This is a genomic window from Methylopila sp. Yamaguchi, from assembly GCF_002897035.1.
In the GTDB taxonomy this organism is placed as follows: domain Bacteria; phylum Pseudomonadota; class Alphaproteobacteria; order Rhizobiales; family Methylopilaceae; genus Methylopila.
Genome location: NZ_BAUX01000019.1, coordinates 1 through 21,771 on the forward strand (window position 1 = coordinate 1; position 21,771 = coordinate 21,771).

A 21,771-nucleotide genomic window follows, 5' to 3' on the forward strand; every position below is an offset into this window, starting at 1 on the left:
ACGACGTCACACGAAAAAATGCGGGGCTGTGGGCGGGCGGTGGAAAAGCCGTGTTGCGACGCAGCGGAAGGCCGAGAAGTTCTTGGCGCGAAGGCTAAGTACTTGAATCGACGATCTTCCTCGCGGCGCGACGGTTTGGGGGGACCGTCCCGCGAGACGGCGGGCGGAACGCGACCGGTGATTTGCGCGACGCCTCGGCGCCCGAGGCCGCTTGATCATGACAGCGTCACACGACGGCAATGAGAGCATGTCTTCGCGGATGCGGCGCGACGCTCGACGTCGCGCCGGTCCGCCTGCAGGAGCCTTGCGCATGCCCAACGCCGTCGTCTCGCCCCCGTCCGATCCGCACGAGCGGGAGCTGAAGTTCGACGTGGCGCGCGAGGACCTCGCCTCCCTGGCCGATCGGCTCGCGGACACGCCAGGCGCCGTGCGCCGCGCCCGGACGGCGAAGCTTCTGAGCGTCTATTTCGATACGCCGCACCGCGCTCTCGCGGCGGCTGGCGTCACGCTGCGCGTCCGCAGGGAAGGGCGGTGGCGCGTGCAGACGCTTAAGCAGGGGGAGGTCGGCGCCGGAATGTCGGATCGGCTCGAGCGCGAGCGCCGCGTCTACGCGGATGTTCCCGTTCTAGACGCTGAGGACGCGGCCCTCGTCGAAACGGTCGTCGGGCGTGGGGTGACCATCGAGGAGCTCGAACCGGTCGTCACCACCCGCGTACGGCGGACGGTGTTCGACGTCTCGCGCGACGATGCGGCGATCGAGGTCGCGCTCGACGACGCCAACGTTCAGGCGGGAGGGGGCGTCGCCGCATTCGCGGAGCTCGAACTCGAGCTCAAGCGCGGCGAACCCGCAGCGCTGTTCGCTCTCGCCCGCGACCTCGCCGACCATGCGCCGTTGCGGCTCGCAACGTTGTCGAAGTCGGCGCGCGGAATTCGTCTGGCTGCGGGGGAGCCGCTTGGCGCGGTGTCCGCGGGCGCGTCGCCGGTCAGGCCCGACATGGATGTGGCGACGTCCGCTGTCGCGGTGCTCGCCGAGTGCGTCCGGCAGTTCCGCGGCAATGAGGACGCGCTGTTGGCGGGCGGAGACGACAAGGCGGTGCATCAGGCGCGGGTCGGGCTCCGGCGGCTGCGCTCGGCGCTGAAGATCTTTCGGCCGGCGCTGTCCGACGCGCGGCTTCCCGTGGTCGCGGGTGAGATCAAATGGCTCGCGCATGCGCTCGGCGCGGCGCGGGATCTCGACGTCTTCGCCGAAGGCGCGCTCGCGGACGCGGGACGGCACGTCGACGTCGGTCCGCTTGCGGACGAGGTCGAGGCGTCCCGGAGGGAGGCTTACGCCGCCGCCCTCGACGCGCTGCGGTCGCCGCGCGCGCGCGGGGCTCTGTTTGATCTTGCGGAGTGGATGGCGATCGGGGAGTGGCGAACCGCGCCCAAGACCGAGGCAGTCCGCAAGACCCCGATCGAGACCTTCGCGGCGGAGGTGCTGTCGGCGCGCTTCGCGAAATTCGAGAAGAAGGCCAAGGGGCTGGTGCGGCTGACCCCGGAGAAGCGCCACGACGCTCGCATCGAGGCGAAGGCGCTGCGGTACGCCGTCGGCTTCTTTGCGCCCTTGTACCAGCGGGACGCCGCCGTCAGGCGACGGTTCGAGCGGTTCGACCGGAGGCTGAAGAAGCTGCTGGACGCGCTCGGGACGCTGAACGACATCGCCACCTCGGGCCCCCTTGCGCTTCGCATCGGCCACGACGCGGTGAAGCGTGGGGAGGCCGCGCTCGGGCTCGCCGCCGGGGTCATTGCTGGGTCGACCGGCGGCCGCGCGCAGGCGCCGTTGGCCAAGGCGGACCGGCGTCTGCGGAAACTGCGGGACACGAAGATCTTCTGGAAGTGACGGAGCGCGGCGACGCCGCGGCGCTCCGTCGCCGGGTGGAGGATCAGAGCAACTTATCGATCGTGATCGGCAGTTCGCGGACGCGCTTGCCAGTGGCGTGAAAGATGGCGTTCGCGACCGCAGCCGCCGTTCCGACGATCCCGATCTCACCGAGCCCTTTGACGCCGAGCGGATTGCTGCCGTCCTCCTCGTCGACGAAGACCACGTCGATGTCGGGAATGTCGGCGTGCGCCGGCACGTGGTATTCGCCGAGATTGGCGTTCATCACGCGGCCGAGGGTTTTGTCCCACAGCGTCTCCTCGTGAAGCGCCATGCCGCAGCCCATCACCACGCCGCCCAGGATCTGGCTGCGCGCGGTGAGCGGGTTCAGGATCTTGCCTGCCGCGACCGCGCTCACGACGCGGGCGAGGCGGACCACGCCGAGATCCTCGTCGACGCGCACCTCGACGAAACAGGCGGCGTGGGTGTAGCCGGCGTAGGTCTGGGCGAAGTCCTTGTCCGGCTCGAAGCCGCCGTCGGCCTCAAGCTTATCAAGGCCGGCCCCCTTCAGGACGTCAGCGAACGACACCGCCTTCGCCGGGTCGGACGCGAGCGCGATGCGCCCGTTTCCGAAGACGACGTGGTCCAGGCCGGCGTTGGCCAATGGCGAGCCGTCAATCCCGCGTGCCCGCTTGAGCAGCTCGTCCTTCAGTGTCTCACAGGCGCTCTTCACCGCGGAGCCCGCGGACGCAGCGGCCCAGGAGCCGCCTTCGACCGGCGCCATCGGCAGCGAGGTGTCGCCGACCCGGGACGTGACCTCCGCGATGTCGAGCCCGAGCGCATCGGCGGCGATCTGCGCGAGGATCGTGTACGTGCCGGTGCCGATGTCGGCCGTCGCGCAGCCGACCTCGAGCTTGCCGTCGGCGGTCAGCGTGGCCCGGGCCTTGTGCGGCATGGTCATCGCCTCCCAGCAGCCGGTCGCCATGCCGTAGCCGATCAGTTCGCGGCCCTCCCGCATTGAACGCGGCTCGGGCGAACGCTTCGACCAGCCGAAGCGCTCCGCTCCCAGCCGATAGGCTTCCCGCAGCTCCTTGGAGGAGAACGGCTTGTCGTCGTTCTTGTCGCGGTCGGAGTAGTTCATGAGCCGGAGCTCGACGGGATCGACCTTCGCCGCGTAGGCCAGCTCGTCCATCGCGCACTCGAGCGCGAACACGCCGGTCGTGGCGCCCGGCGCCCTCATGTCGGATGGAGTCGGGGTGTCGACCTTCCCGAGTTCATACTTGAGCGCGACGTTGTCGCAGTCGTACAGGAAGCCCGACCAGTTCACGATCGGCTCCTGGTAGTCCTCGTAGCGCGAGGTCGCCTGGATCGCGTGGTGCTGGATCGACGTCAGCCGCCCGCCGGCGTCCGCGCCGAACGACACGGTCTGCAGACAGTCCGGCCGCCAGCCCATCGTAAACATCTGCCCGCGCGTCAGCACGAGGCGGATTGAACGCTGGAGCTTCAGGCTGGCCATCACGGCGAGGAAGACGTCGTAATGGGGGCGAAGCGCCATGCCGAAGGCGCCGCCGACGAAGGGCGAGACGAGCCGCACCTTGTCTTCGTCGAGCCCGAACACCGAACAGATGTAGTTCTTCGGGTTTACGACGCCCTGCGTCTTGTTGTGGATCAGGAGACGCCCGTCCCCTTCCCACACGACCGTCGTCGCCTGCAGCTCCATCGGGTTGTGGTGTTCCGCCACGACCCGGTAGTCCGCCGTCACTTGGACGGGCGCAGCGGCGAAGGCGCCGGCGGCGTCGCCGCGCGGCTCGGGCGTGGGCGGAATGCCGTCTCTGGGTTCCGGCGGTTCGTAGTGGTTCGCCGCCGACGCCACGTCGACGTTTGGCGTTTCGGCGGCGTAGGTCGCCCTCACCAAGGTGGCTGCATGGCGGGCGTTCTCATGGGTGTCCGCCACCACAAGCGCGATCGCCTGGCCGCTGTAGTGCACCTGGTCGTCTCGGAAGGGCCGGAACGGGCTTCCCGGCACGGCGACCATGTCGTTCTTGAAGGGTTCGTCGTCCTCGGGGAAAGCGAGCTTGTTCTCGTGGCTGAGCACGTCGATCACGCCGGGCGCCGCACGCGCCGCCGAGACATCGAGCGACGTGACGCGACCCTTGGCGATCGCGCTCGGGACAGCCGCGGCGTAGGCAAGGTCGGGGGCCCCGAATTCGGCCGCGTACTGGGCGAGTCCAGAGACCTTGAGCGGCCCGTCGACGCGCGACGTCGCGCGGCCGACATAGGGATGGATGTTGGACATCGGCTGGTCTCCCTCAGTTCACGGTCTTGTCGGACTGGACCTGCGGTTCGCCCGCCGCGGCCTGCGCGAGAGCGCGGACGATGGCGCGGCGCGCGAGCTCGATCTTGAAGTCGTTGCCGCCATACCCCTTCGCCCCCGCAAGGATCACGTCCGCCGCCGCCCCGAAGCTGTCAGGGGTCGCGGGCTTTCCCTTCAGGACGGCTTCCCCGTCGGGCACGCGCCAAGGCTTATGCGCGACCCCGCCGAGCGCGATGCGGGCCTCGGCGATCCCTTCGCCGTCCATCTCCAAAGCGGCGGCCACCGACACAAGCGCGAAGGCGTAGGACAGTCGGTCGCGGAGTTTGAGATAGGTGTGGTTCCGCCCGAACCTCGGAGCGGGGAGTTCGACGGCGACGACCATCTCGCCGTGGGCCAAGGTGTTGTCGTGCTGCGGCGCGTCGCCGGGCAGGCGATGAAACTCGGCGAAGGGCAGCACGCGGGGGCCGTTCGGGCCTTCGACATGAACGGTCGCCTCCAGCGCCGCGAGGGCGACGCACATGTCGGACGGGTGGGTCGCGATGCAGGCTTCGCTGGTCCCGAGAATCGCATTCACGCGGTTAACCCCGGTCTTCGCGGCGCAGCCGGAGCCCGGCTCGCGCTTGTTGCAGGGGGTCGCAACGTCATAGAAGTAGTAGCAACGGGTGCGCTGAAGCAGATTGCCGCCGGTGGTCGCCGCGTTCCGGAGCTGAGCGGAGGCGCCCGCCAGGATCGCGCTGGCGAGCAACGGGTAGTCGCGCTGGACGCGGGCGTCGTAGGCGAGGTCGGAGTTCGGAACCAGCGCGCCGATCCGAAGGCCGCCGGCGTCCGTCGCCTCAATCTCGCGCAGCGGCAGACGCGTGATGTCCACCAGCCTCTCGGGCTTCATCACGTCGTACTTCATCAGGTCGACGAGATTGGTGCCGCCGGCGATGAAACGTGCGGCGGGGTCGCCGGCGACGGCCGCGATGGCTTCGGCCACGGTCTCGGCCCGGGTGTAGCTGAAGTTCATCATTCCGCGGCCTCCTTGAAGGCGCTTCGGCCCATCACGTCCTCGATCGCGTCCACGATGTTGCCATAGGCGCCGCAGCGGCAGAGGTTGCCGCTCATCAGCTCGCGGATTTCCGCCTCGGTCTTGGCATGGCCCTCGTTCATCATGCCGATGGCGGAACAGATCTGCCCGGGCGTGCAGTAGCCGCACTGGAAGGCGTCATGGGCGATGAAGGCCTCCTGCAGCGGATGCAGAGCGCCGGGCTGGCCGACGCCTTCGATCGTGGTGATCTCCGCGCCGTCGTTCATCACCGCGAGTTGAAGGCAGGCGTTCACGCGGCGCCCGTTGACGAGCACCGTGCAGGCCCCGCACTGGCCCTGGTCGCAGCCCTTCTTCGAGCCCGTGAGGTCGAGCCTTTCCCGCAAGAGATCCAGAAGGGTCACCGAGGGTGGGACCTCCAGCCGGCGCTCGACGCCGTTGACTTTGAGCGCGATGGACACAGCGGTGGGGCCCGCGGCGGTCAACCGGTCAATTTCCATCGGATGCTCCTGGCAAAGCGGCGCGGCGGCGCTGGGGATTCGAACTGAAACAATTCGAAGCGCGGCCGGGTTCCCGAAGCAAGCCAATCACCCGCCGGCCGCTCGTGCGGCGAATGCTGTTTGCGGCCCACCGGCGGTCGGCTATCGTGCGGCGACCGGCCTCGCGCGAAGCCCGGCGCCCTCCGACGAGTTCTCCAAGCCCTATGCCCGACCGCGTTCCTGACCCAGCGGACGTCGCCGATCCCGACCGGCTGGCCGCGCTGGCGAGCTACGCCATTCTCGACACGCCGCCCGAGAAGGGATTCGACGACCTCGTCGCCATCGCCGCCGAAGCGTTGGGGGCGCCGACGGCGCTCGTCAGCTTCGTCAGCGGCGATCGGCAGTGGTTCAAAGCGCGTATCGGCATGGACGCCCAGGAGACGCCGATCGACCGGTCGGTCTGCGCGCACGCCCTGAGCGAGCGCGAGACGCTGGTCATCCCTGATCTCACGCAGGATCCGCGCACGCGCGCCAACCGCCTCGTCGTCGACCACCCCCATCTGCGGTTCTACGCCGGCGCGGTGCTGCGCAGCCCGGAGGGGCACGCGCTCGGGACGCTGTGCGTTCTCGACGTCAAGCCAAGGCCGGAGGGCGTCACGCCCGGGCAGGCGAGGATCCTGAAGGCGCTGGGACGCCAAGTCGAAGCCCAGCTGGCTCTCCGCCGTGCGATCGCGAGCGGAGACGAGGCCTTCCGCCGCTATCACCTCGTGGGCCATGTCACGCACGATGCGATCTGGGACTGGGACCTGCTCGCGGATCAGGTGATCTGGAACGAGGCCCTGAGCTCGGCCTACGGCCACCGGCTGGAGGATGTCGAGCCGACGGGCGCGTGGTGGATGGACCACATTCACCCGGACGATCGCGACCGCGTCAGCGCGGACTTTCAGGCCTTTCTCGGCCCCAAGGGCGCGGAGTGGCGCAGCGAGTACCGTTTTCGCCGCGCGGACGGCAGCTACGCAATGGTCCTCGACCGCGGCACGGCCGTGCGCGACGCCGAGGGCGCAGCCGTCCGGGCGATCGGCGCGATGCTCGACCTCACGGAGCGCGCGGAGGCGGAGGAGCAGTTCCGCTCCGTGTTCGAGGGCGCGAACGTCGGCATCGTGCAGCTCGACCCGGTGACCGCCCGGGCGCTTCGGGTGAACGACAAGCTCTGCGAGATCTGGGGCGCCAGCAAGGAGGAGATCGTCGGTCAATCCGTCGCGCGCTGGACGCCCGAGGAGGACGACGACGCGCGCAGGGAGCTGCACGGACGACTGGCTCGCGGCGAGCTGATGACCATGCTGCTTGAGAAGCGCTACCGGCGCGGCGACGGCCGCATCATCTGGGCGCGGGTGAACCTCGTTTCCCGCCGGCTGGCCGGCGGAAGCATCCAGACCACCGCGATGATCGAAGACGTGACGGGCGAGCGCGAGGAAAAGGCCTGCAAGGCCGCGCTGGCGGAACTCGGCGTCCGCATGCGCGATCAGAGCGACGAGCGGGTGATCGCCGGCATAGCCTGCGAGGTCGTCGGGCGCACGCTGGGTCTGTCGCGGGTGAGCTTCGGAACGGTCGATTCCCGTGGAGCTGAGGTCGAAGTGAAAGCGGACTGGCGGGCGGGCGATCTCGCAAGCGGGGTCGGGGTGCACGCGCTCGACCGGTTTGGCGATCTGGCGCAGGCCCTCGTCCATGATGACGCATTCGCGGTCTCCGACGTCGCCGCCGACCCCCGCACCGCGGACCATGCCGCGGATTACGCCGCGATCGGCATTCGCGCGATGCTGCACGTTCCGATCCGGGAGCGCGGGAGTCTCGCGTCGGTGTTCTTCCTCCATGCCGCGGAGCCTCGCGACTGGACCACTGGGGCGGTAGCCTTCGTGCGGATGGCTGCGGACCAAGCCGCGGCGGCGGCGGCGCGCGCCTTGTCCGAAGAGCGGCAGCGGATCCTGAACCAGGAGCTCAGCCACCGCATGAAGAACCTGCTGGCGCTGGTCCAGGCGATCGCGTCGCAGACCATGCGCGGCGCGAGCACACTTGAAGGCGCGAGCCGCGTGCTCGAGGGCCGGCTGGTGGCGCTCGGGCGCGCCCACGACGTGCTGCTGGGAGGAGCGGTGTCCGCGGCTCCGCTGGAGGGGGTGGTCGTTGAGGCCCTCAAGAGCCATCTCGACGGCCCGGAACGCCTGACGGCCGACGGGCCGGAGGTGCTGGTCGGACGGAAGGCCGCCCTGCCGCTGGTGCTGATGATGCACGAGCTCGGCACCAACGCGGCGAAATACGGGGCGCTGTCCACGCCCGCGGGCGTGGTCTCGGTCAAGTGGACGCTCGACGGCGCCCCCGGTCGCCAGATCGTCCGCTTGGTGTGGGCGGAAAGCGGCGGGCCCGAAGTGGAGCCGCCGACCCGCAAGGGGTTCGGCGTTCGGCTTCTCGAGCGCGGCCTGGCGAGCCAGCTCGAGGGCGCCGTGCGGCTGGACTACGCGCCGACCGGCGTGGTGTGCACGCTCGACGTGCCGCTGGAGCGCCTGCAGGACCAGAGCTGACCGTCAGGCGGCGGGTCTGATCGCGGCCGGCCGCAGCGGAGGCGAGGCTGCCGGGGACGCCCGTCTTTCAGCACGGCAAACGAAAACGCCGCGCTCCGAAGGGGCGCGGCGTCGTCGTTTCGGAAGGGGCCGCCGTCAGGCGGCGCCGATCACTTCAGCTTGCTGAAGGCCGTGTCGAACGAGAGGCTGACCATGTAGCGGTCGCCACAAGCGTAGCGGGCGTTGCCGTTGGTGAAGCAGTCGCGGCGGGACAGATCGCTGTCCGAGTAGCGGAACTCGATGGTCGCGGCCTTGTAGGTCGCGCCGATGCCGGCGTTCCAGGTGAGGTAGTTGACCAGGTTGACGTTGCCGTACTTGTCGCTGGTCTTGCCAATCCACTGCTTGCCGAGCTCGCCGGAGACGTAGAAGCCCACGTCCGGAATGGAGTCGACCGGGAGGTTAACCTTGGCGATGGCGGAGAGGTACGTCGCGTCCGCGCCGGTGTTCACGTAGTCGCTGGTCCAGTAGACATTACCGGTGATCGAGGCCAGATCGCCGATCGCGTAGCTCGGCTTGGCGTAGATCTCCCAGTAATCGAGCTGGAAGCGCTTCGGTCCGGCTTCGCCCGGATAGTAGTAGTACAGGCCGCCGACGTCGAGAGTGAAGGCGTCCCAAGTGTGGCGCAGGCCGGCGTAGAGATCGACTTCCGCGGAGGGGTCGGTCACGAAGCCGTTGACGCTGGACGACCAGATGCCCGCGTAGACCCAGTCGAAGGCCTGAAGTTCGGCGTAGCCCTGAACGGCCGGGTCGCCGTCGCTCTGCGTGATGCCACGGAACACGTAGTCGGTGGTGAACTTGACGCCGAAGGCGACGTCGATCGGCGACGGGGCCGACTCGATCACCGCCGCCTCGGGGGCGGCGAGGTCAGCCGCCGACGCGACGGACAGCGCCGACAGGCTGGCCGTGGCCGAAAGCAGCGCCGTGAAAGCAAACCCCGTGACAGTCTTCATAACTCTTCCCCAACCCGCAAGGAACCTCAGTTCGTTGCAGTGAAAATCGGGGAGGCCCGACGTTAAGTCGAGCCCCTTTTTTGTGCTTTGGCGCGACGGTCATCCCGTAGATGCTTTTCCGCCACACCTATGGCGACGACACAATGTCGTCACGCAACCCGTTCGTCGAGCGGGTGGGTGCGAAGTCGATGTGGGTCGTAGAAGGGCGTCCGGACGATGTGGGCTGGGAATTCGCCAAGCGATGACTTCACCGTGAGAGACGTCCCGAGCGCCTTCAGCTCTGGCGTGACGTGGCTCAGCGCAATCGATTTCATCAGGTGCTTACTGTAGGTCGTACTGTTTACGATGCCCACTTCCGCGCCATCTTTGTAGATCTTCGCTCCGGGTTCGATTGCTTCGTGGGCGTCGATCTCCAGTCCGACCTGCGCGACCCGCTCGCTGCCCTTTTTTGCGGCAAGGGCGGCTTTGCCATGGAAGTCGGGCTTGTTCAGGTTCACGGTCCAGTCCGCGCCCACCTCCCATGGGGTGGTATCTCCCTGCGGCATGTCGAACGGGAAGAACAGCAGTCCGCCCTCGACTCGCACGATGTCGAGGCACGACCACGACGCCGCACAGACGCCATGGGGTTTGCCCGCCTCCATGATTGCGTCCCAAAGAACCGGGGCGTCGGCCGCGGAGCAGAACACTTCGTAGCCGCGCTCGGCCGAATAGCCGCCGCGGGCGAGCGATACGGGCTTGCCGAACAGTTCGGTCCGGACGTGCTCGAAATACTTGAGCGTCTTGAGCTCGAACGGGGTATGCGGATCGAGGATCTCGAGCGCGAGCGGGCCCTGCAGCGAGAGGATGTGGACGTCGTCGTCCTTCTCCCAGCTCGCGTCCGATCCCTCGAAGAAGCCGTCGATGACCTCTTCCAGGGCGCCGCCGCCGTGGCTCAGCCGGTAGGCGTCCGGCCCGTCGCGGTAGACCAGCACGTCGTCGATCAGCGCTCCGTCCGCGTTGACGATGTTGGAGATCGCCGACTGGCCCGGCGCCAGCGCGTCGATGTCGGACGTCAGCATGTGGTTCAGCACCTTAACCGCGTCCGGCCCCGAGACGTTGATCATCCGCAGACCCGAGACGTCGAAGAGTCCGGCCTTGGAGCGGACGGTCGTCACCTCCTCATAGGGGTCGGTCGCGTAGTTCTGGGGGATCGGCATGCCGTTCCAGTCGCTGTCGAGCGGCGAGCCTAGGTCGCGATGGCGGGAGAACAGCGCGTTCTTGCGCGGGAAGTCTTCAGCGGTGGTGGCCATGGCGGCGGTTCCTTCCGGTAGATGACGAGGCTCGAGCGGCCCCTGGGGCGACCGGGCGGGCCGCCCGGGTCGAGAAGCCGGGTGTGATGGGCGCCGCGCGCGGCGCGGGGCGGGTCAGTCCGGGAAGAAGCCCGGCGAGGTCGGGGCGCCGTCGTCGTGGCGCGCGAGGTAGTCGACCGTCGTGTCGCGGAAGCGCGTCAGGCCCTTGTAGTCGACGAGCTCCGGCGGCAGGTCGCGCAGCACCCGGTGCAGGCGCCGACCCCATTTCGGGATCGTCACCAGCTCCTCCATCTTGATGAGGTAGCAGCGGATCGAGAACACAATCGCGTTCGAACGCGGCAGCCGCCACAGCGCCTGCAGCTCCACCCGCAGATGGACCTTATTCCCGACGTTCTCCGGCGTGACCGTGGTCCGGTCGATGCCCCACTTGTGGTAGTTCTCGGGGCTGGTATCGAGCCGCGGATTGACGGTCATCGTCCAGTTCAGCCGGCGGACGGGCCGGCCCTGCTGCAGGTTGAGCAGGAACTTCAGCGCCCGGTCGAACACCCCCATGTCATGGGCCAGCGGCACCGGGCCGTGCCACTCCATGAAGTTCATGCCCATGTCGAAATCGAGCGACCAGTCCGCCTGCGTCGTGACGATGCCGGCGTCCATCCAGAGGTTGTCGTTGCGCTGGTCGAGCAGGCAGAAGTCGCCCTGGCACTGCCGGGTGACGTACTCCATCGGCGGGCAGGGCAGCGTGGCCGCGTCGCCGAAGGTGAAGGTCTGGTCGATCTCAAGCGGCCGGTTGATCCAATGCCAGCGGTCGCCGTCCCGGGTCAGCGTGAAGTGCTCGGGGTAGTGCTTCGCCATCGACTCCATCAGGAGTTCGACGAGGTCCCATTCCGCCGTGATCATGTGCGGCAGCGACTGGCAGCGCAGCGGGTCCGCCTTCAGCACCAGCGCCCGATCGCGCATCTCCGAGACGTAGTGCTCGTCGATGTCGATGGGAAACTCGGTCGCCGACTTCGCCGGCCCCGGCATGTGCTGCTCGATGTTGACCGCGTACATGTACTGGTCCTTGTCGAACGGGAACGGAAAGCGACGGATCGCCTCCGGCGAGTTCGAAAAGGTGAAGTCGTCCCGGAACGTTTCGTTCTTGAACTGGATGGTCATCGGGGGCCTCCGGCCTTCAGTTCGTGAGCATTCGCGACGCGCGCCATCGTCACAGGTCCAGCACCAGCTCGCGGCCCTTAAGCCGCGAGACGCAGGTCATGATCTTCGCGCCCGACGCCTTCTCGTCGTCCGACAGGAAGTGGTCGTTATGAACGAGCTCCCCGTCGGCGGAGACGACCCTGGTCTCGCACTGGCCGCAGGCGCCGCCGCGACACAGGAAGGCTGCGTCGACGCCGGCCGCCTCGATCGCCTCGAGCAGGCTTTGGTCGGCGCGCACCTCGGTGGTGATCCCGGCCTTCGCGAGCCGCAGCGCGAAAGGCGAGCCGCCGGGAGGGGCGAGGAAGCGCTCGGCGTGAAGGTTCTCCTCCGGCCAGCCGGCCGCGCGGCCTCCGGCGAGGATCGCGTTGATCATGCCCTCGGGGCCGCAGACGTAGAGATGCGTGCCGAGCGGCTGGTTGGGGAGGATGCGGTCGACGGCGATCACCTCCTGGCAATCGTCGCGGTAGAGCCGGACCCTGTCTCCATGGCGTGCGACCAGCTCGTCAGCGAAGGCGCCGTGGGCGGAGTCGCGCATCGCGTAGTGGATCTCGTAAGCGACGCTCTGGCGCGCGAGCTCCTCCGCCATGGCGTAGATCGGCGTGACGCCGATGCCGCCCGCGATCAGCAGGTGCTTCCGGCCGGTCCGGTTCAGCGGGAACAGGTTCACCGGCATGGTGATCGTCAGCTCGGACCCGACCGCGACCTGCTCGTGCATGAAGGCCGAACCGCCGCGCGATTGCTGGGTGCGCAGCACGCCGATGCGGTAGGTCGAGCCGTCGGGCGACCGGTCGATCAGGGAGTAGGGGTTCTTGATGCGGCGGTCGGCCGCGTCCATCGCGACGACGACATGCGCGCCGGCGGAGTAGAGGGGGAGGGGAGCGCCGTCGCGCGCGGCGAGGCTGAAGCGCTTTACCGTCGGCGTCGCCTGCTCGATCGCGACGACGCGCACGGGGATCTCGACGCCGCCGCTCATGCGTAGAGCTCCTCGGCTGGCGGAATTTCGCCGGGGGTTTCGGCGTTCACGGACACGCCCTGAAAGGCGCCGAGCCGGCGCGAGAAGTGGTCGCGGACGAGCAGCTGAATGCCGCAGTGGCTGCAGACGACGGGGGATACGGTCACGTTCTCCGTCATTCCCTTGCAATGGACGCACTGCACTCGGCGGGCGAGCGAGCCGCGGTGTTCGGTCCGGATCGACGCCTGGTCGACCCCGTGAGCCATCCCGGCCGCCACCACCGAGCCGATGAAGCCCTCGACGCCCGCCGCGTAGAGCCGCGTTCCCATGGTGGCGGTCGCCAGGATGACGTTGAGGCGGGTGATCAGCGTCGCCTGCGACGGCATGACGAAGAGGTCGTCGAGACCGAGCGCAGCAAGCTTGGCCGCGTGATCCTCGCCGGCGGAGCCGCCGGGCGCATAGAGCACGGTCGCGCGGGCGGTGGCTTCGGCGCGGCCGGCGAAGGCCGCGAGCACCGCAAGGGCTCCTTCGCCCTCCGCCGCCACGAGATGTCGCCGCGCCGCGTCGTCGACCTTCAGGCCTCCGTAGACCGGACGGCTCTTGATGTTGGAAACCAGCATGTCTTCGGAACCAGCGTCGAGAGATCTTCAGGACGGACCGCGGACGTGTCCGCGTCCGGCGAGGCCCGAGCCCGGAGCGATGTCCCCCCCGGGCTCGGGCGAGCGCGTCAGAACTGGAAGACCGCGTTCGCGATCAGCACGGTCGCGACGCCCGCCAGCAGCGTGATGTACGGCAGCATGCCCGCCTTCTTGGGCATCTTGGCGCCGACCTCCCCGCCGACCTGCAGGTCCTCGAGCATCTTCGCCGGGAACTTGCCCTTGTCCTGCACGTAGTGCCGGAAGAAGAACACCGGGATGATGAGCGCCGCCGTGATCAGGCCGGCCCAGAGCGCGTACGGGTTCCACACCTTGGCGCCCGCGCCCATGAAGACGGCGTTGACGAAGGCGAACACGGCGCCGAGAGCGATGATGAAGGTCGGCGCCTTGTAGGGCCGCGGGATGTGGCCGCTGTCGATGCGGTGGATCCAGCCGGAGTTCAGGTTCAGGAAGTTGAAGATGATGTAGCCGCAATTCGACACCGCCAGGATGAAGAAGAACGAGGTGGCGTCGGCGCAGGCGATCGCGAGCAGGACCAGGTTGAAGACGAGGTCGGTCCACATGGCGTTGGTCGGGGCGCCGTGGTGGTTCACGTAGGAAAGATACTTCGGCAGCCAGCCGTCGACGGAGCCCTGGTAGAGCGTGCGCGACGAGCCCGCCATCGCGGTCATCAGGCAGAGCATCAGCGCGAGGATCATGAGCATGACCAGCGCGTTCTCGATGATCGGGCCGCCGCCGACCATGTGCGCGAGCGCGGCCGCCACGCCCGAGCCGTCGACGATCGGTGTCTCGAGCATGCCGGTGAGGCCGAGTTCGCTCTGGAAGGTGAACGGCACGATCACGAACACGGCGATGCAGAGCAGGCCGGAGAAGAAGATCGCCTTGAACGTGTCGCGGGCGGGATCCTTGAACTCGCTCGTGTAGCAGATCGCGGTCTCGAAGCCGTAGGTCGACCAGGCGGCGATGAACATGCCGCCGAGCACCAGCGTCCAGCCCGGGATGTTCCACGCGCCCGGCTCCGGCTTGTAGGCTTCCGCGAGCGGCACGAAGGGCTGGAAGTTCGACCAGTTCACGCCGTGCTGCAGCAGCGGCGCGACGCCGACGATGACGAGCGGCACGATCACCAGAACGCCGACGACCTTTTGCACCCGAGCGGTGCCCAGGATGCCCCGGTGCTGCACGGCGAAGGTCCCGAGCATCAGCGCCGCGCCGATGAAGAAGGCCGAGTTCAGCGAGAAGGACACCGGGCCGAGCGAGCCCGACACCAGCGTCCAGGTGCGGATCGACGAGGCGGCGTCAGGCGCGATGGCGGTCAGGATGTAGCCCGCGGCGATCGAGCAGCCGAGCGACAGCACCGGCGACCACGCGAACCAGTTGCACCACACCGACAGCGGGGCGATCGGCTTGGCGTAGCGCACCCAGGCGGCCGCGCCGTAGATCGAGGCGCCGCCGGACTTGTTCGGGAACAGGCCCGCGATCTCCGCGTATACGAAGGACTGCAGGAAGCCCATCATCATGGACGCCGCCCAGATGGCGAAAGCGGGCGTGCCGGTGGTGCCGGCGATGCCGCCGATCGAGAACAGCACGAGCGGCGGCACGCCGCTCGCCACCCAGAAGGCGCCTGTCCATGAGATGTGGCGTTTAAGTTGGTGCGTGTCGTTGGCTGAGACCGGCGTGTCGGCCGTTGCGATGCTCATTGCTCTTCCCCGTTCCAGAAACCGCGCGGCCGGACGGCCGGACGTTCAGGCGCGCTCCGCGGCGGCCGTCGGCGGGAGCGTTCCCGGCGCGGCGATGCGTTCTCGTGGAGTTGGCCGATGAGGTCGCGGGGCGGGCGCCGGAGCGAAGCGCCCCGGCGTCGTGCGTCGTGCGGCTGGCGTGCCAGACAGCGAACATCGAAGGTCCCTTCGTCCTCGCGGACGTCCTTCGCGCGGCGTCGCGCGACCTCGCCGGGGATCATGCAGGTCTGCGCATCGTTGTCAAAAGTTTTTCCCATGAGGAAAAATTAGGCGGGAGCGTCTCGCCGCAGGCAGGACGCGAGCGCTCTGTCGGGCGCGCTCGAAATCCAGCCGCGCGGCGCGATAGACGTCGGGCAGCGACAGCGCCCAGACGAAGAACCCGCCCGCATGACGGCCGATGATCGAGGCGTCGGGGGCGGCGAACCGCGCCGTCAGCCATCCGAGCAGGATCGTGAACAGCGCGAATCCGAGACCGCGCGCAGCCCTGCCGATGAGGACATGTCCGAAGCCCGGCAGCAGCGCGCCGACGATAAGAACGAGGCGGGGATCACGCGGCGCGGACGTCGAGGCGGTCGCTTTCATGAGCGTCTCTCGTTGCTGGCGCCAAAGCGGCGGCGATTTGTAGGGCGAGGTCGAGGGCGGCGGCCGCGTCGTGGCGCGTCACGCTCGCCTTCGGGAAGCGCATGTCGCGGAACAGCAGGTACGCGCCCCGGCTCCCCTGCGCCGCCTGCCGGACGACCCGCACGCCTCGAGGGGTGACGAGGATGGATTTCAGCCGCGGATCCGCGAGCGGCGCCGCGAGGCGGTCGGTCAGCGCGGCGAGCAGGGCGCCGGCGTCGGCCGAGCCGCAGATGCGGGTGTCCTGCGGCCAGCCTTCAGGCGGCGCCCAGCGGCGGGGCAGGGCCAAGCCCGCCGAGAAGAACTCGGCGCCGGTCGGCCGGCGGACGAGGTCGAGCGTCGCGGAGGTCGCGAGGTCCGCCCGGACGGTCGCCGCGAGCCAGAGCTGCGGCAGGCGGCGGAAGGCGAGCTGCTCGGCGAAAACCCGCAACGCCGCCTTGCCGCCGCCGTAGCGCCCCCGCAGCACGGGGTCCCCTGAGCGATCGATCGAGCGGACGCAGCCGTCGAGCAGATTGGCGCAGGCGTCGAGGCGCCCCGCGCGACGGAGGGCTTCGGCGCGTCCCGCCCGGCGAAGGGCGACCGCGGCGAAGAGCACGACGCCCAAGACCACGACGCTCAAGGCCAGCGCGAGGAGCGTGGCGCTCGCCATGGACTCAGTACCCCCTCGGCTTAGGCCAGGCCATGGTGAACTGGTCGCCGCGCCGGACATACTTGTAGCGGTGCAGGACGAACCAGGCGGAGGCGGCGATGTAGAACGCCATCATCGCAAGCAACTGCGTGCCGTAGCCGAGGAAGACCGCGGCGTAGGTGACCGAGCAGAGCAGCAGAAGCAGCACGGCGGGCAGCGGATGCAGCGGGTGCACGAAGCCGCGGGGAATGGAGCCAAGCGGCCACTTGCGGCGGAACATCACGATGCTGAGCGCCATGGTGGTGTAGCCGAGCAGGCCGGACAGGATCGAGAAGGTGATCGTCTGGTCGAGCGGCGTCGAGATGGCGAAGAGGATCGCGATCGGGGCGAAGAACACGATCGCGCGGTAGGGGGTGCGGTAGGTCGGATGGACCGCCCCGAACCAGACCGGCATGTAGCGGTCGCGGCCCATGGCGAACCACGCGCGGGAGGCGTCGTTCACGCAGCCGTTGGCGGAGGCGACGGTCGCGAAAAGCGTTCCGAAGAACAGGAAGATCTCGAGCGGCGCGCTGCCGGTGAGGCGGGCCGCGTCATAGAGCGGCGTCACCGCCTGGCCGAGGTACTCCCAGGGCATCAGGCCCGTGCCGACGTACCAGGTGAGCGTCGCCGCGATCAGCAGCGTCATGATGCCGGTGAGCGTGCCGAGCGGCAGCGCGCGGGCCGGCGAACGCACCTCTTCGGCGGCCTGCGTGGTGCCCTCGATGCCGAGGTAGAACCACAGCCCGAAGTGCATCGCCGCGAGGATGCCGAGGCCGCCGTAGGGCAGGCCGGTCAGCAGCTCGCCGTGCTTCAGGGTTTCGCCGGGCGCCCAAGGCTGGGCGTAGACGAACAAGGTCACGATGGCGGCGAAGGCGATGGCGGTGATGACGAGGTTCAGCGTCAGCGTCGCCAGCACGCCGCGGTAGTTCAGCCACGACAGGAAGACGATCGTCAGCACCATGAAGGCGCGTTTGTCGACGTCGCCGACGAGGCCCATGTTGTGGGAGAAGGCCTCGATCAGGTCGCCGGTGACGATCGCGTTCGAGACCTCGAGCATGGTGTAGGCCATGACGAGGTAGAGGCCGACGTTGAACGCGGCGAGCGGGCCGATGATGTGCTTGGCCTGGGCGTATTGGCCGCCCGCGGCCGCGACCGTCGAGGTGATCTCGCTGTCGATCATCGCGACGCAGGTGTAGAGGATGCCCGCAAGCCAGCAGGCGGTGAGCGCCGCGATCGCGCCGCCTTTGCCGACCGCGAAGTTCCAGCCCATGAACTCGCCGACGAGCACGATGCCGACGCCAAGCCCCCAGACGTGGGCGGGGCCGAGCACGCGCTTGAGGGCGACGCGGCGTGGCGCGGGCGCGGCGGGCGCGCCGGCGACGGCGCCTGCGATCGGGTGGCTGATGTCGGTCATCAGGTCCTCGCCGCCGTTTCCGCCATCTCGGCGTCGATGATGTCGCCCTCCGCGGAGGAGGTGAGGTAGTCCTCGCTGTAGGACCGGTTCGTCTTGAACATGTCCCAGGCCATCCAGAGCGCGAGGACGGCCGAGACCGCCCAGGCGCCGAGGTTCAGGATCGTCAGCATCCGGCGCTCCATCGATTCGGAGGAGGAAAGGCGGTTCAGGCGGACGGACGCTCGCCGTCGTCGAAGCGCTCCGCGATCACCTCGCGGTACTCCCTGTCGGACCAGCGCAGCATCGCGACGAAATAGACGACGATCACCAGCGCGGTGACGGCGAAAGCCATCCAGGAGACGCTGTAGTCGAACCGCGCGCCGATGATTGCGGCGGCGCTTTCGGGCGTGAAGCCAAGCTTCTCCCACTGCGCGGCCATGGTCGGGTTCTGCTTGAGCGTCTCCCAGCTTGGATTGTCGTAGGCGGTGGTCGTTGAGCCGCCGCCGGCGAGGCCGAGCAGCAGCGGCAGGTAGAGGGTGACGACGACGAGGCCGAGCATCAGCACCGCGTCGACGATCTGACCGAACACCGACTGCTTCGGCGGCTCGTAGGGGCGCCGGCTCATCGGGCGGCTCTGCGTTCGGCGGCGATGCGGTCGAGGTAGTAGATGTCGGCGCCGTAGATCGCGGCCTTGTCCTCCTCGTAGTGCCGCAGCAACGCCAGCACGGCCGCTGTGTTGAGGAAGAGGACGACGCCGGCGAGAACCGCCATGAGCGCCGTCAGGCCGGTTTCGGCGAAGGCGCCGGTCATGCGCCAGAACACGAAGGCGTAGGTGGCCCAGACAAGGCCAACGGCGATCCACGCAGCCGCTCGGTCGCGCCCGAACATGGTTCGGACGCGGGGATCTTGCTCCGTCATAGACGTTCTCCCCAGCCGCAGCGTTTTCCTGCGGAGATATTTTTAGTCTTAAAGAGAAACGTACTGACTAAATACGCGCCGTCAATCGCCTAACTGTTGTGCATCGCGTCAATTCGAGCCGCGATCGCTCCAGTCTCCGCGCAACGAAAAAGCGCCGGAGCCGTGCGGCTCCGACGCTCTCTCATGCTCTCCCGGGGGAAGGAGCTCTGGCTTTCTCGAGACGTCCTCGTCGAACGCCCGCTGCGACTGGCTGGATGCCCCGAATAAGCCGGGGCATGACGCGCCATCTGAGGACTTAAGCCCTCCGGCCGGGCGTTCAGCAGTCCAGCGTGTTGTCCCGCTCCCACTGCGTGAGGTGCCGGGCGTAGTTGTTCCACTCCTGGTTCTTCAGCTTGGCGTAGGCGGTGACGAACTCTTCGCCGAACATCGCCTTGGTGGCGGGCGAGGACTCGAACGTCCGGATCGCGTCGAGAAGATTGAGCGGCAGCTTCTTGCAGTCCGTGACCGTGTGGCCGTCCGTGTACATGTTGATGTCGAGGCGCTTGCCCGGGTCGCGCTTGTTCTCGATGCCGTCGAGACCGGCCGCCAGGATCGCGGCCTGCAGGAGGTAGGGGTTGGCCGCGCCGTCACCCAGGCGGAACTCGAACCGGCCCGCGTCCGGGATCCGGATCATGTGGGTGCGGTTGTTGCCCGTGTAGGTGATCGAGTTCGGCGCCCAGGTCGCGCCCGACGTCGTCCGGGGCGCGTTGATGCGCTTGTACGAGTTCACCGTCGGGTTGGTGAGCGCGCAGATCGCGTCGGTGTTGTGCATCAGGCCGCCGATGAAGTGGTAGCCGAGCTGGCTGACGCCGAGCTCCCCGGCGGGGTCCGCGAACAGATTTTTCCCGCCCTCCCACATCGACACGTGGGCGTGGCAGCCCGAGCCGGTGAGGTTCAGGAACGGCTTCGGCATGAAGGTGGCGCGCAGACCGTGCTTCTCGGCGATCGACTTCGCCATGAACTTGTAGAACGCGTGCTGGTCGGCGGTCTGCAGCGCCGGGCCGTAGTTCCAGTTCATCTCGAACTGGCCGTTCGCGTCCTCGTGGTCGTTCTGGTAGGGGCCCCAGCCGAGCTGAAGCATCGCATCGCAGATTTCCGTGATCACGTCGTAGCGCCGCATCAGCGCCTGCTGGTCGTAGCAGGGCTTTTCGGCGGTGTCGGCAGGGTCCGAGATCAGGGTGCCATCGGAGTTGACCAGGAACATCTCGGGCTCGATGCCCGATTTCATCTGGTAGCCGGACCGGGCGATCAGGCGCTTCAGGAGGTTGCGCGGCGCTTGATCGACTTCCTTGCCGTCCATCCAGAGATCGGCGGCGAGCCAGCCGACCTCTGGCTTCCACGGCAGCTGGATCAGACTATCCGGATCGGGCTTCGCGAACAGGTCGGAGTCCGACGGGCTCATGTCGAGCCAGGTGGCGAAGCCCGCGAAACCGGCCCCCGCCTTCTGCATGTCGCCGATCGCGGCGGCGGGGACCAGCTTGGCGCGCTGCGCGCCGAACAGGTCGGTGTAGGAAATGAGGAAGTATTTGATGCCGCGTTCGCGCGCGGTTTCGGAAAGATCCATCGCCACTGCAGTCCCCTCGATCGCCCCTTTTTGGGGTCTAACCTCAATGTTCACGGCTCTCTCCTTCGGCGTTCCAACCAAGTGCGAGGCGCCGGCCGCGTTCCGGAGGACGGAAGGCCCTCCGGGGGACGTCGGCGGACCTTCTGTTCTTCGTCGTTCAGAACCCGGTCTTGCCGGGGATCCAGTTCGTGCCCGCGAGCGGGACGTTCGCCATAGCGGCCGCCTCGATCGTCAGGGCCACGAGGTCTTCGGGCTCGAGGTTGTGGACGTGGCTCTTGCCGCAGGCGCGGGCGATGGTCTGCGCCTCGAGCGTCATGACTGAGAGGTAGTTCGCGAGCCGGCGGCCGGCGATCTCCGGATCGAGGCGCTTCATCAGCTCGGGATCCTGGGTGGTGATGCCCGCGGGGTCGCGGCCCTCGTGCCAGTCGTCGTAGGCGCCGGCCTTGGTTCCGAGCGCCTCGTATTCGGCGTCCCAGCGCGGATCGTTGTCGCCGAGCGCGACGAGCGCCGCGGTGCCGATCGCGACCGCATCTGCGCCCAGCGCCAGCGCCTTCGCGACGTCGGCGCCGTTGCGGATGCCGCCGGAGACGATCAGCTGCACCTTACGGTGCATGCCGAGATCCTGCAGCGCCTTCACGGCCTGATGGACGGCGGCGAGCGTCGGGATGCCGACGTTCTCGATGAACACCTCCTGCGTGGCGGCGGTGCCGCCCTGCATGCCGTCGACGACCACGACGTCGGCGCCCGACTTCACCGCGAGCGCGGTGTCGTAATAGGGCCGCGCCGCGCCGACCTTCACGTAGATCGGCTTCTCCCAGTCGGTGATCTCGCGCAGCTCCTCGATCTTGATCTCGAGGTCGTCCGGGCCGGTCCAGTCGGGATGACGGCAGGCCGAGCGCTGGTCGATGCCCTCGGGGAGCGTCCGCATCTTGGCGACGCGCGGCGAGATCTTCTGGCCGAGCAGCATGCCGCCGCCGCCGGGCTTCGCGCCCTGGCCGACCACGACCTCGATCGCGTCCGCCTTGCGCAGGTCGTCCGGGTTCATGCCGTAGCGCGAGGGCAGGTACTGGTAGACCAGCTTGGTCGAGTGCCCGCGCTCCTCCGGGGTCATGCCGCCGTCGCCGGTCGTCGTGGAGGTGCCCATCGCGGACGCCCCGCGGCCGAGCGCTTCCTTGGCCGGACCCGACAGCGAGCCGAAGCTCATGCCGGCGATGGTGATCGGGATCTTGAGCTCGATCGGCTTTTTGGCGAAGCGGTCGCCCAGCACGACGCCCGTGCCGCACTTCTCGCGGTAGCCCTCGAGCGGGTAGCGCGACATCGACGCGCCGAGGAACAGCAGGTCGTCGAAGTGGGGCAGCTTGCGCTTCGCGCCGGCGCCGCGGATGTCGTAGATGCCGGTCGCCGCCGCGCGGCGGATCTCGGAGAGGGTGTAGGCGTCGAAGGTCGCGCTCTCGCGGGGGAGGGTGCGCGGGGCGCTGGGGCCCTTGACGTGCTCGTTCATCGTC

19 protein-coding genes are annotated in these 21,771 nt (G+C 68.4%); 2 read left to right on the top strand and 17 right to left on the bottom strand.

Annotated features, from left to right (window positions below):
* Window positions 1–310 precede the first annotated feature (310 nt).
* On the top strand, window positions 311–1,879 hold the full coding sequence (locus METY_RS18010) for a CYTH and CHAD domain-containing protein (RefSeq protein ID WP_160147388.1): 1,569 nt from the start codon (window positions 311–313) through the stop codon (window positions 1,877–1,879).
* Window positions 1,880–1,922: 43 nt separating this feature from the next.
* Here the strand turns inward: METY_RS18010 and METY_RS18015 are convergent, their stop codons facing one another.
* Genes METY_RS18015 through METY_RS18025 form a run of 3 tightly spaced genes read right to left on the bottom strand, consistent with a single transcriptional unit; the run spans window position 1,923 to window position 5,699 of the window.
* A complete protein-coding gene (locus METY_RS18015; protein ID WP_103122770.1) occupies window positions 1,923–4,154 on the bottom strand; it encodes a xanthine dehydrogenase family protein molybdopterin-binding subunit in 2,232 nt (743 codons plus the stop codon).
* A 13-nt stretch (window positions 4,155–4,167) separates the two neighbouring features.
* Window positions 4,168–5,184: an FAD binding domain-containing protein gene (locus METY_RS18020; protein WP_103122771.1), complete on the bottom strand. Its 1,017-nt coding sequence runs from the start codon at window positions 5,182–5,184 to the stop codon at window positions 4,168–4,170.
* Window positions 5,181–5,699, bottom strand: coding sequence for a (2Fe-2S)-binding protein (locus tag METY_RS18025; RefSeq protein ID WP_103122772.1), 519 nt, complete (start codon window positions 5,697–5,699; stop codon window positions 5,181–5,183). Before METY_RS18025 ends, METY_RS18020 begins: the two co-directional genes overlap by 4 nt.
* A gap of 203 nt (window positions 5,700–5,902) precedes the next feature.
* Here METY_RS18025 and METY_RS18030 point away from each other — a divergent pair, with 203 nt between their 5' ends.
* Entirely contained in the window at window positions 5,903–8,251 is a 2,349-nt protein-coding gene (locus METY_RS18030) for a PAS domain S-box protein (RefSeq protein ID WP_103122773.1), read from the top strand.
* A gap of 149 nt (window positions 8,252–8,400) precedes the next feature.
* Here the strand turns inward: METY_RS18030 and METY_RS18035 are convergent, their stop codons facing one another.
* The 14 genes from METY_RS18035 to METY_RS18095 all read right to left on the bottom strand — a co-directional run bounded on the left by METY_RS18035 (window position 8,401) and on the right by METY_RS18095 (window position 21,767).
* Complete coding sequence (locus METY_RS18035) at window positions 8,401–9,240, bottom strand: TorF family putative porin (protein WP_103122774.1); 840 nt, start codon at window positions 9,238–9,240, stop codon at window positions 8,401–8,403.
* Window positions 9,241–9,389: 149 nt separating this feature from the next.
* Window positions 9,390–10,529 (bottom strand): aminomethyltransferase family protein, encoded by a 1,140-nt coding sequence (locus METY_RS18040; RefSeq protein WP_103122775.1) that lies wholly within the window; start codon window positions 10,527–10,529, stop codon window positions 9,390–9,392.
* Window positions 10,530–10,643: 114 nt separating this feature from the next.
* Window positions 10,644–11,684, bottom strand: a complete 1,041-nt coding sequence (locus METY_RS18045; RefSeq protein ID WP_103122776.1) for a heme-dependent oxidative N-demethylase family protein — start codon at window positions 11,682–11,684, stop codon at window positions 10,644–10,646.
* A 49-nt stretch (window positions 11,685–11,733) separates the two neighbouring features.
* Complete coding sequence (locus tag METY_RS18050; RefSeq protein ID WP_103122777.1) at window positions 11,734–12,696, bottom strand: PDR/VanB family oxidoreductase; 963 nt, start codon at window positions 12,694–12,696, stop codon at window positions 11,734–11,736.
* A complete protein-coding gene (locus METY_RS18055) occupies window positions 12,693–13,295 on the bottom strand; it encodes a dimethylamine monooxygenase subunit DmmA family protein (RefSeq protein WP_103122778.1) in 603 nt (200 codons plus the stop codon). The genes METY_RS18050 and METY_RS18055 overlap by 4 nt, the downstream gene beginning before the upstream one ends.
* Window positions 13,296–13,402: 107 nt before the next feature.
* Window positions 13,403–15,028 carry an APC family permease gene (locus METY_RS18060; RefSeq protein ID WP_103122779.1) on the bottom strand — a complete coding sequence of 542 codons (1,626 nt, stop codon included), beginning with the start codon at window positions 15,026–15,028 and terminating at the stop codon, window positions 13,403–13,405.
* A 279-nt stretch (window positions 15,029–15,307) separates the two neighbouring features.
* Window positions 15,308–15,649 carry a hypothetical protein gene (locus METY_RS18065; protein ID WP_244593727.1) on the bottom strand — a complete coding sequence of 114 codons (342 nt, stop codon included), beginning with the start codon at window positions 15,647–15,649 and terminating at the stop codon, window positions 15,308–15,310.
* Complete coding sequence (locus METY_RS18070; RefSeq protein ID WP_103122780.1) at window positions 15,615–16,334, bottom strand: hypothetical protein; 720 nt, start codon at window positions 16,332–16,334, stop codon at window positions 15,615–15,617. Before METY_RS18070 ends, METY_RS18065 begins: the two co-directional genes overlap by 35 nt.
* A 4-nt stretch (window positions 16,335–16,338) precedes the next feature.
* On the bottom strand, window positions 16,339–17,766 hold the full coding sequence (locus tag METY_RS18075; RefSeq protein WP_200819728.1) for an APC family permease: 1,428 nt from the start codon (window positions 17,764–17,766) through the stop codon (window positions 16,339–16,341).
* Complete coding sequence (locus METY_RS21275; protein WP_244593728.1) at window positions 17,766–17,936, bottom strand: hypothetical protein; 171 nt, start codon at window positions 17,934–17,936, stop codon at window positions 17,766–17,768. Before METY_RS21275 ends, METY_RS18075 begins: the two co-directional genes overlap by 1 nt.
* Before the next feature lie 35 nt (window positions 17,937–17,971).
* Window positions 17,972–18,370, bottom strand: coding sequence for a hypothetical protein (locus METY_RS18080; protein ID WP_103122781.1), 399 nt, complete (start codon window positions 18,368–18,370; stop codon window positions 17,972–17,974).
* Window positions 18,367–18,663, bottom strand: a complete 297-nt coding sequence (locus tag METY_RS18085) for a hypothetical protein (protein WP_103122782.1) — start codon at window positions 18,661–18,663, stop codon at window positions 18,367–18,369. The genes METY_RS18080 and METY_RS18085 overlap by 4 nt, the downstream gene beginning before the upstream one ends.
* 316 nt (window positions 18,664–18,979) lie before the next feature.
* Window positions 18,980–20,266, bottom strand: a complete 1,287-nt coding sequence (gene glnT, locus METY_RS18090) for a type III glutamate--ammonia ligase (RefSeq protein ID WP_103122783.1) — start codon at window positions 20,264–20,266, stop codon at window positions 18,980–18,982.
* 157 nt (window positions 20,267–20,423) lie between these two features.
* Window positions 20,424–21,767, bottom strand: a complete 1,344-nt coding sequence (locus tag METY_RS18095) for an FMN-binding glutamate synthase family protein (RefSeq protein WP_103122784.1) — start codon at window positions 21,765–21,767, stop codon at window positions 20,424–20,426.
* Between the last annotated feature and the right edge of the window lie 4 nt (window positions 21,768–21,771).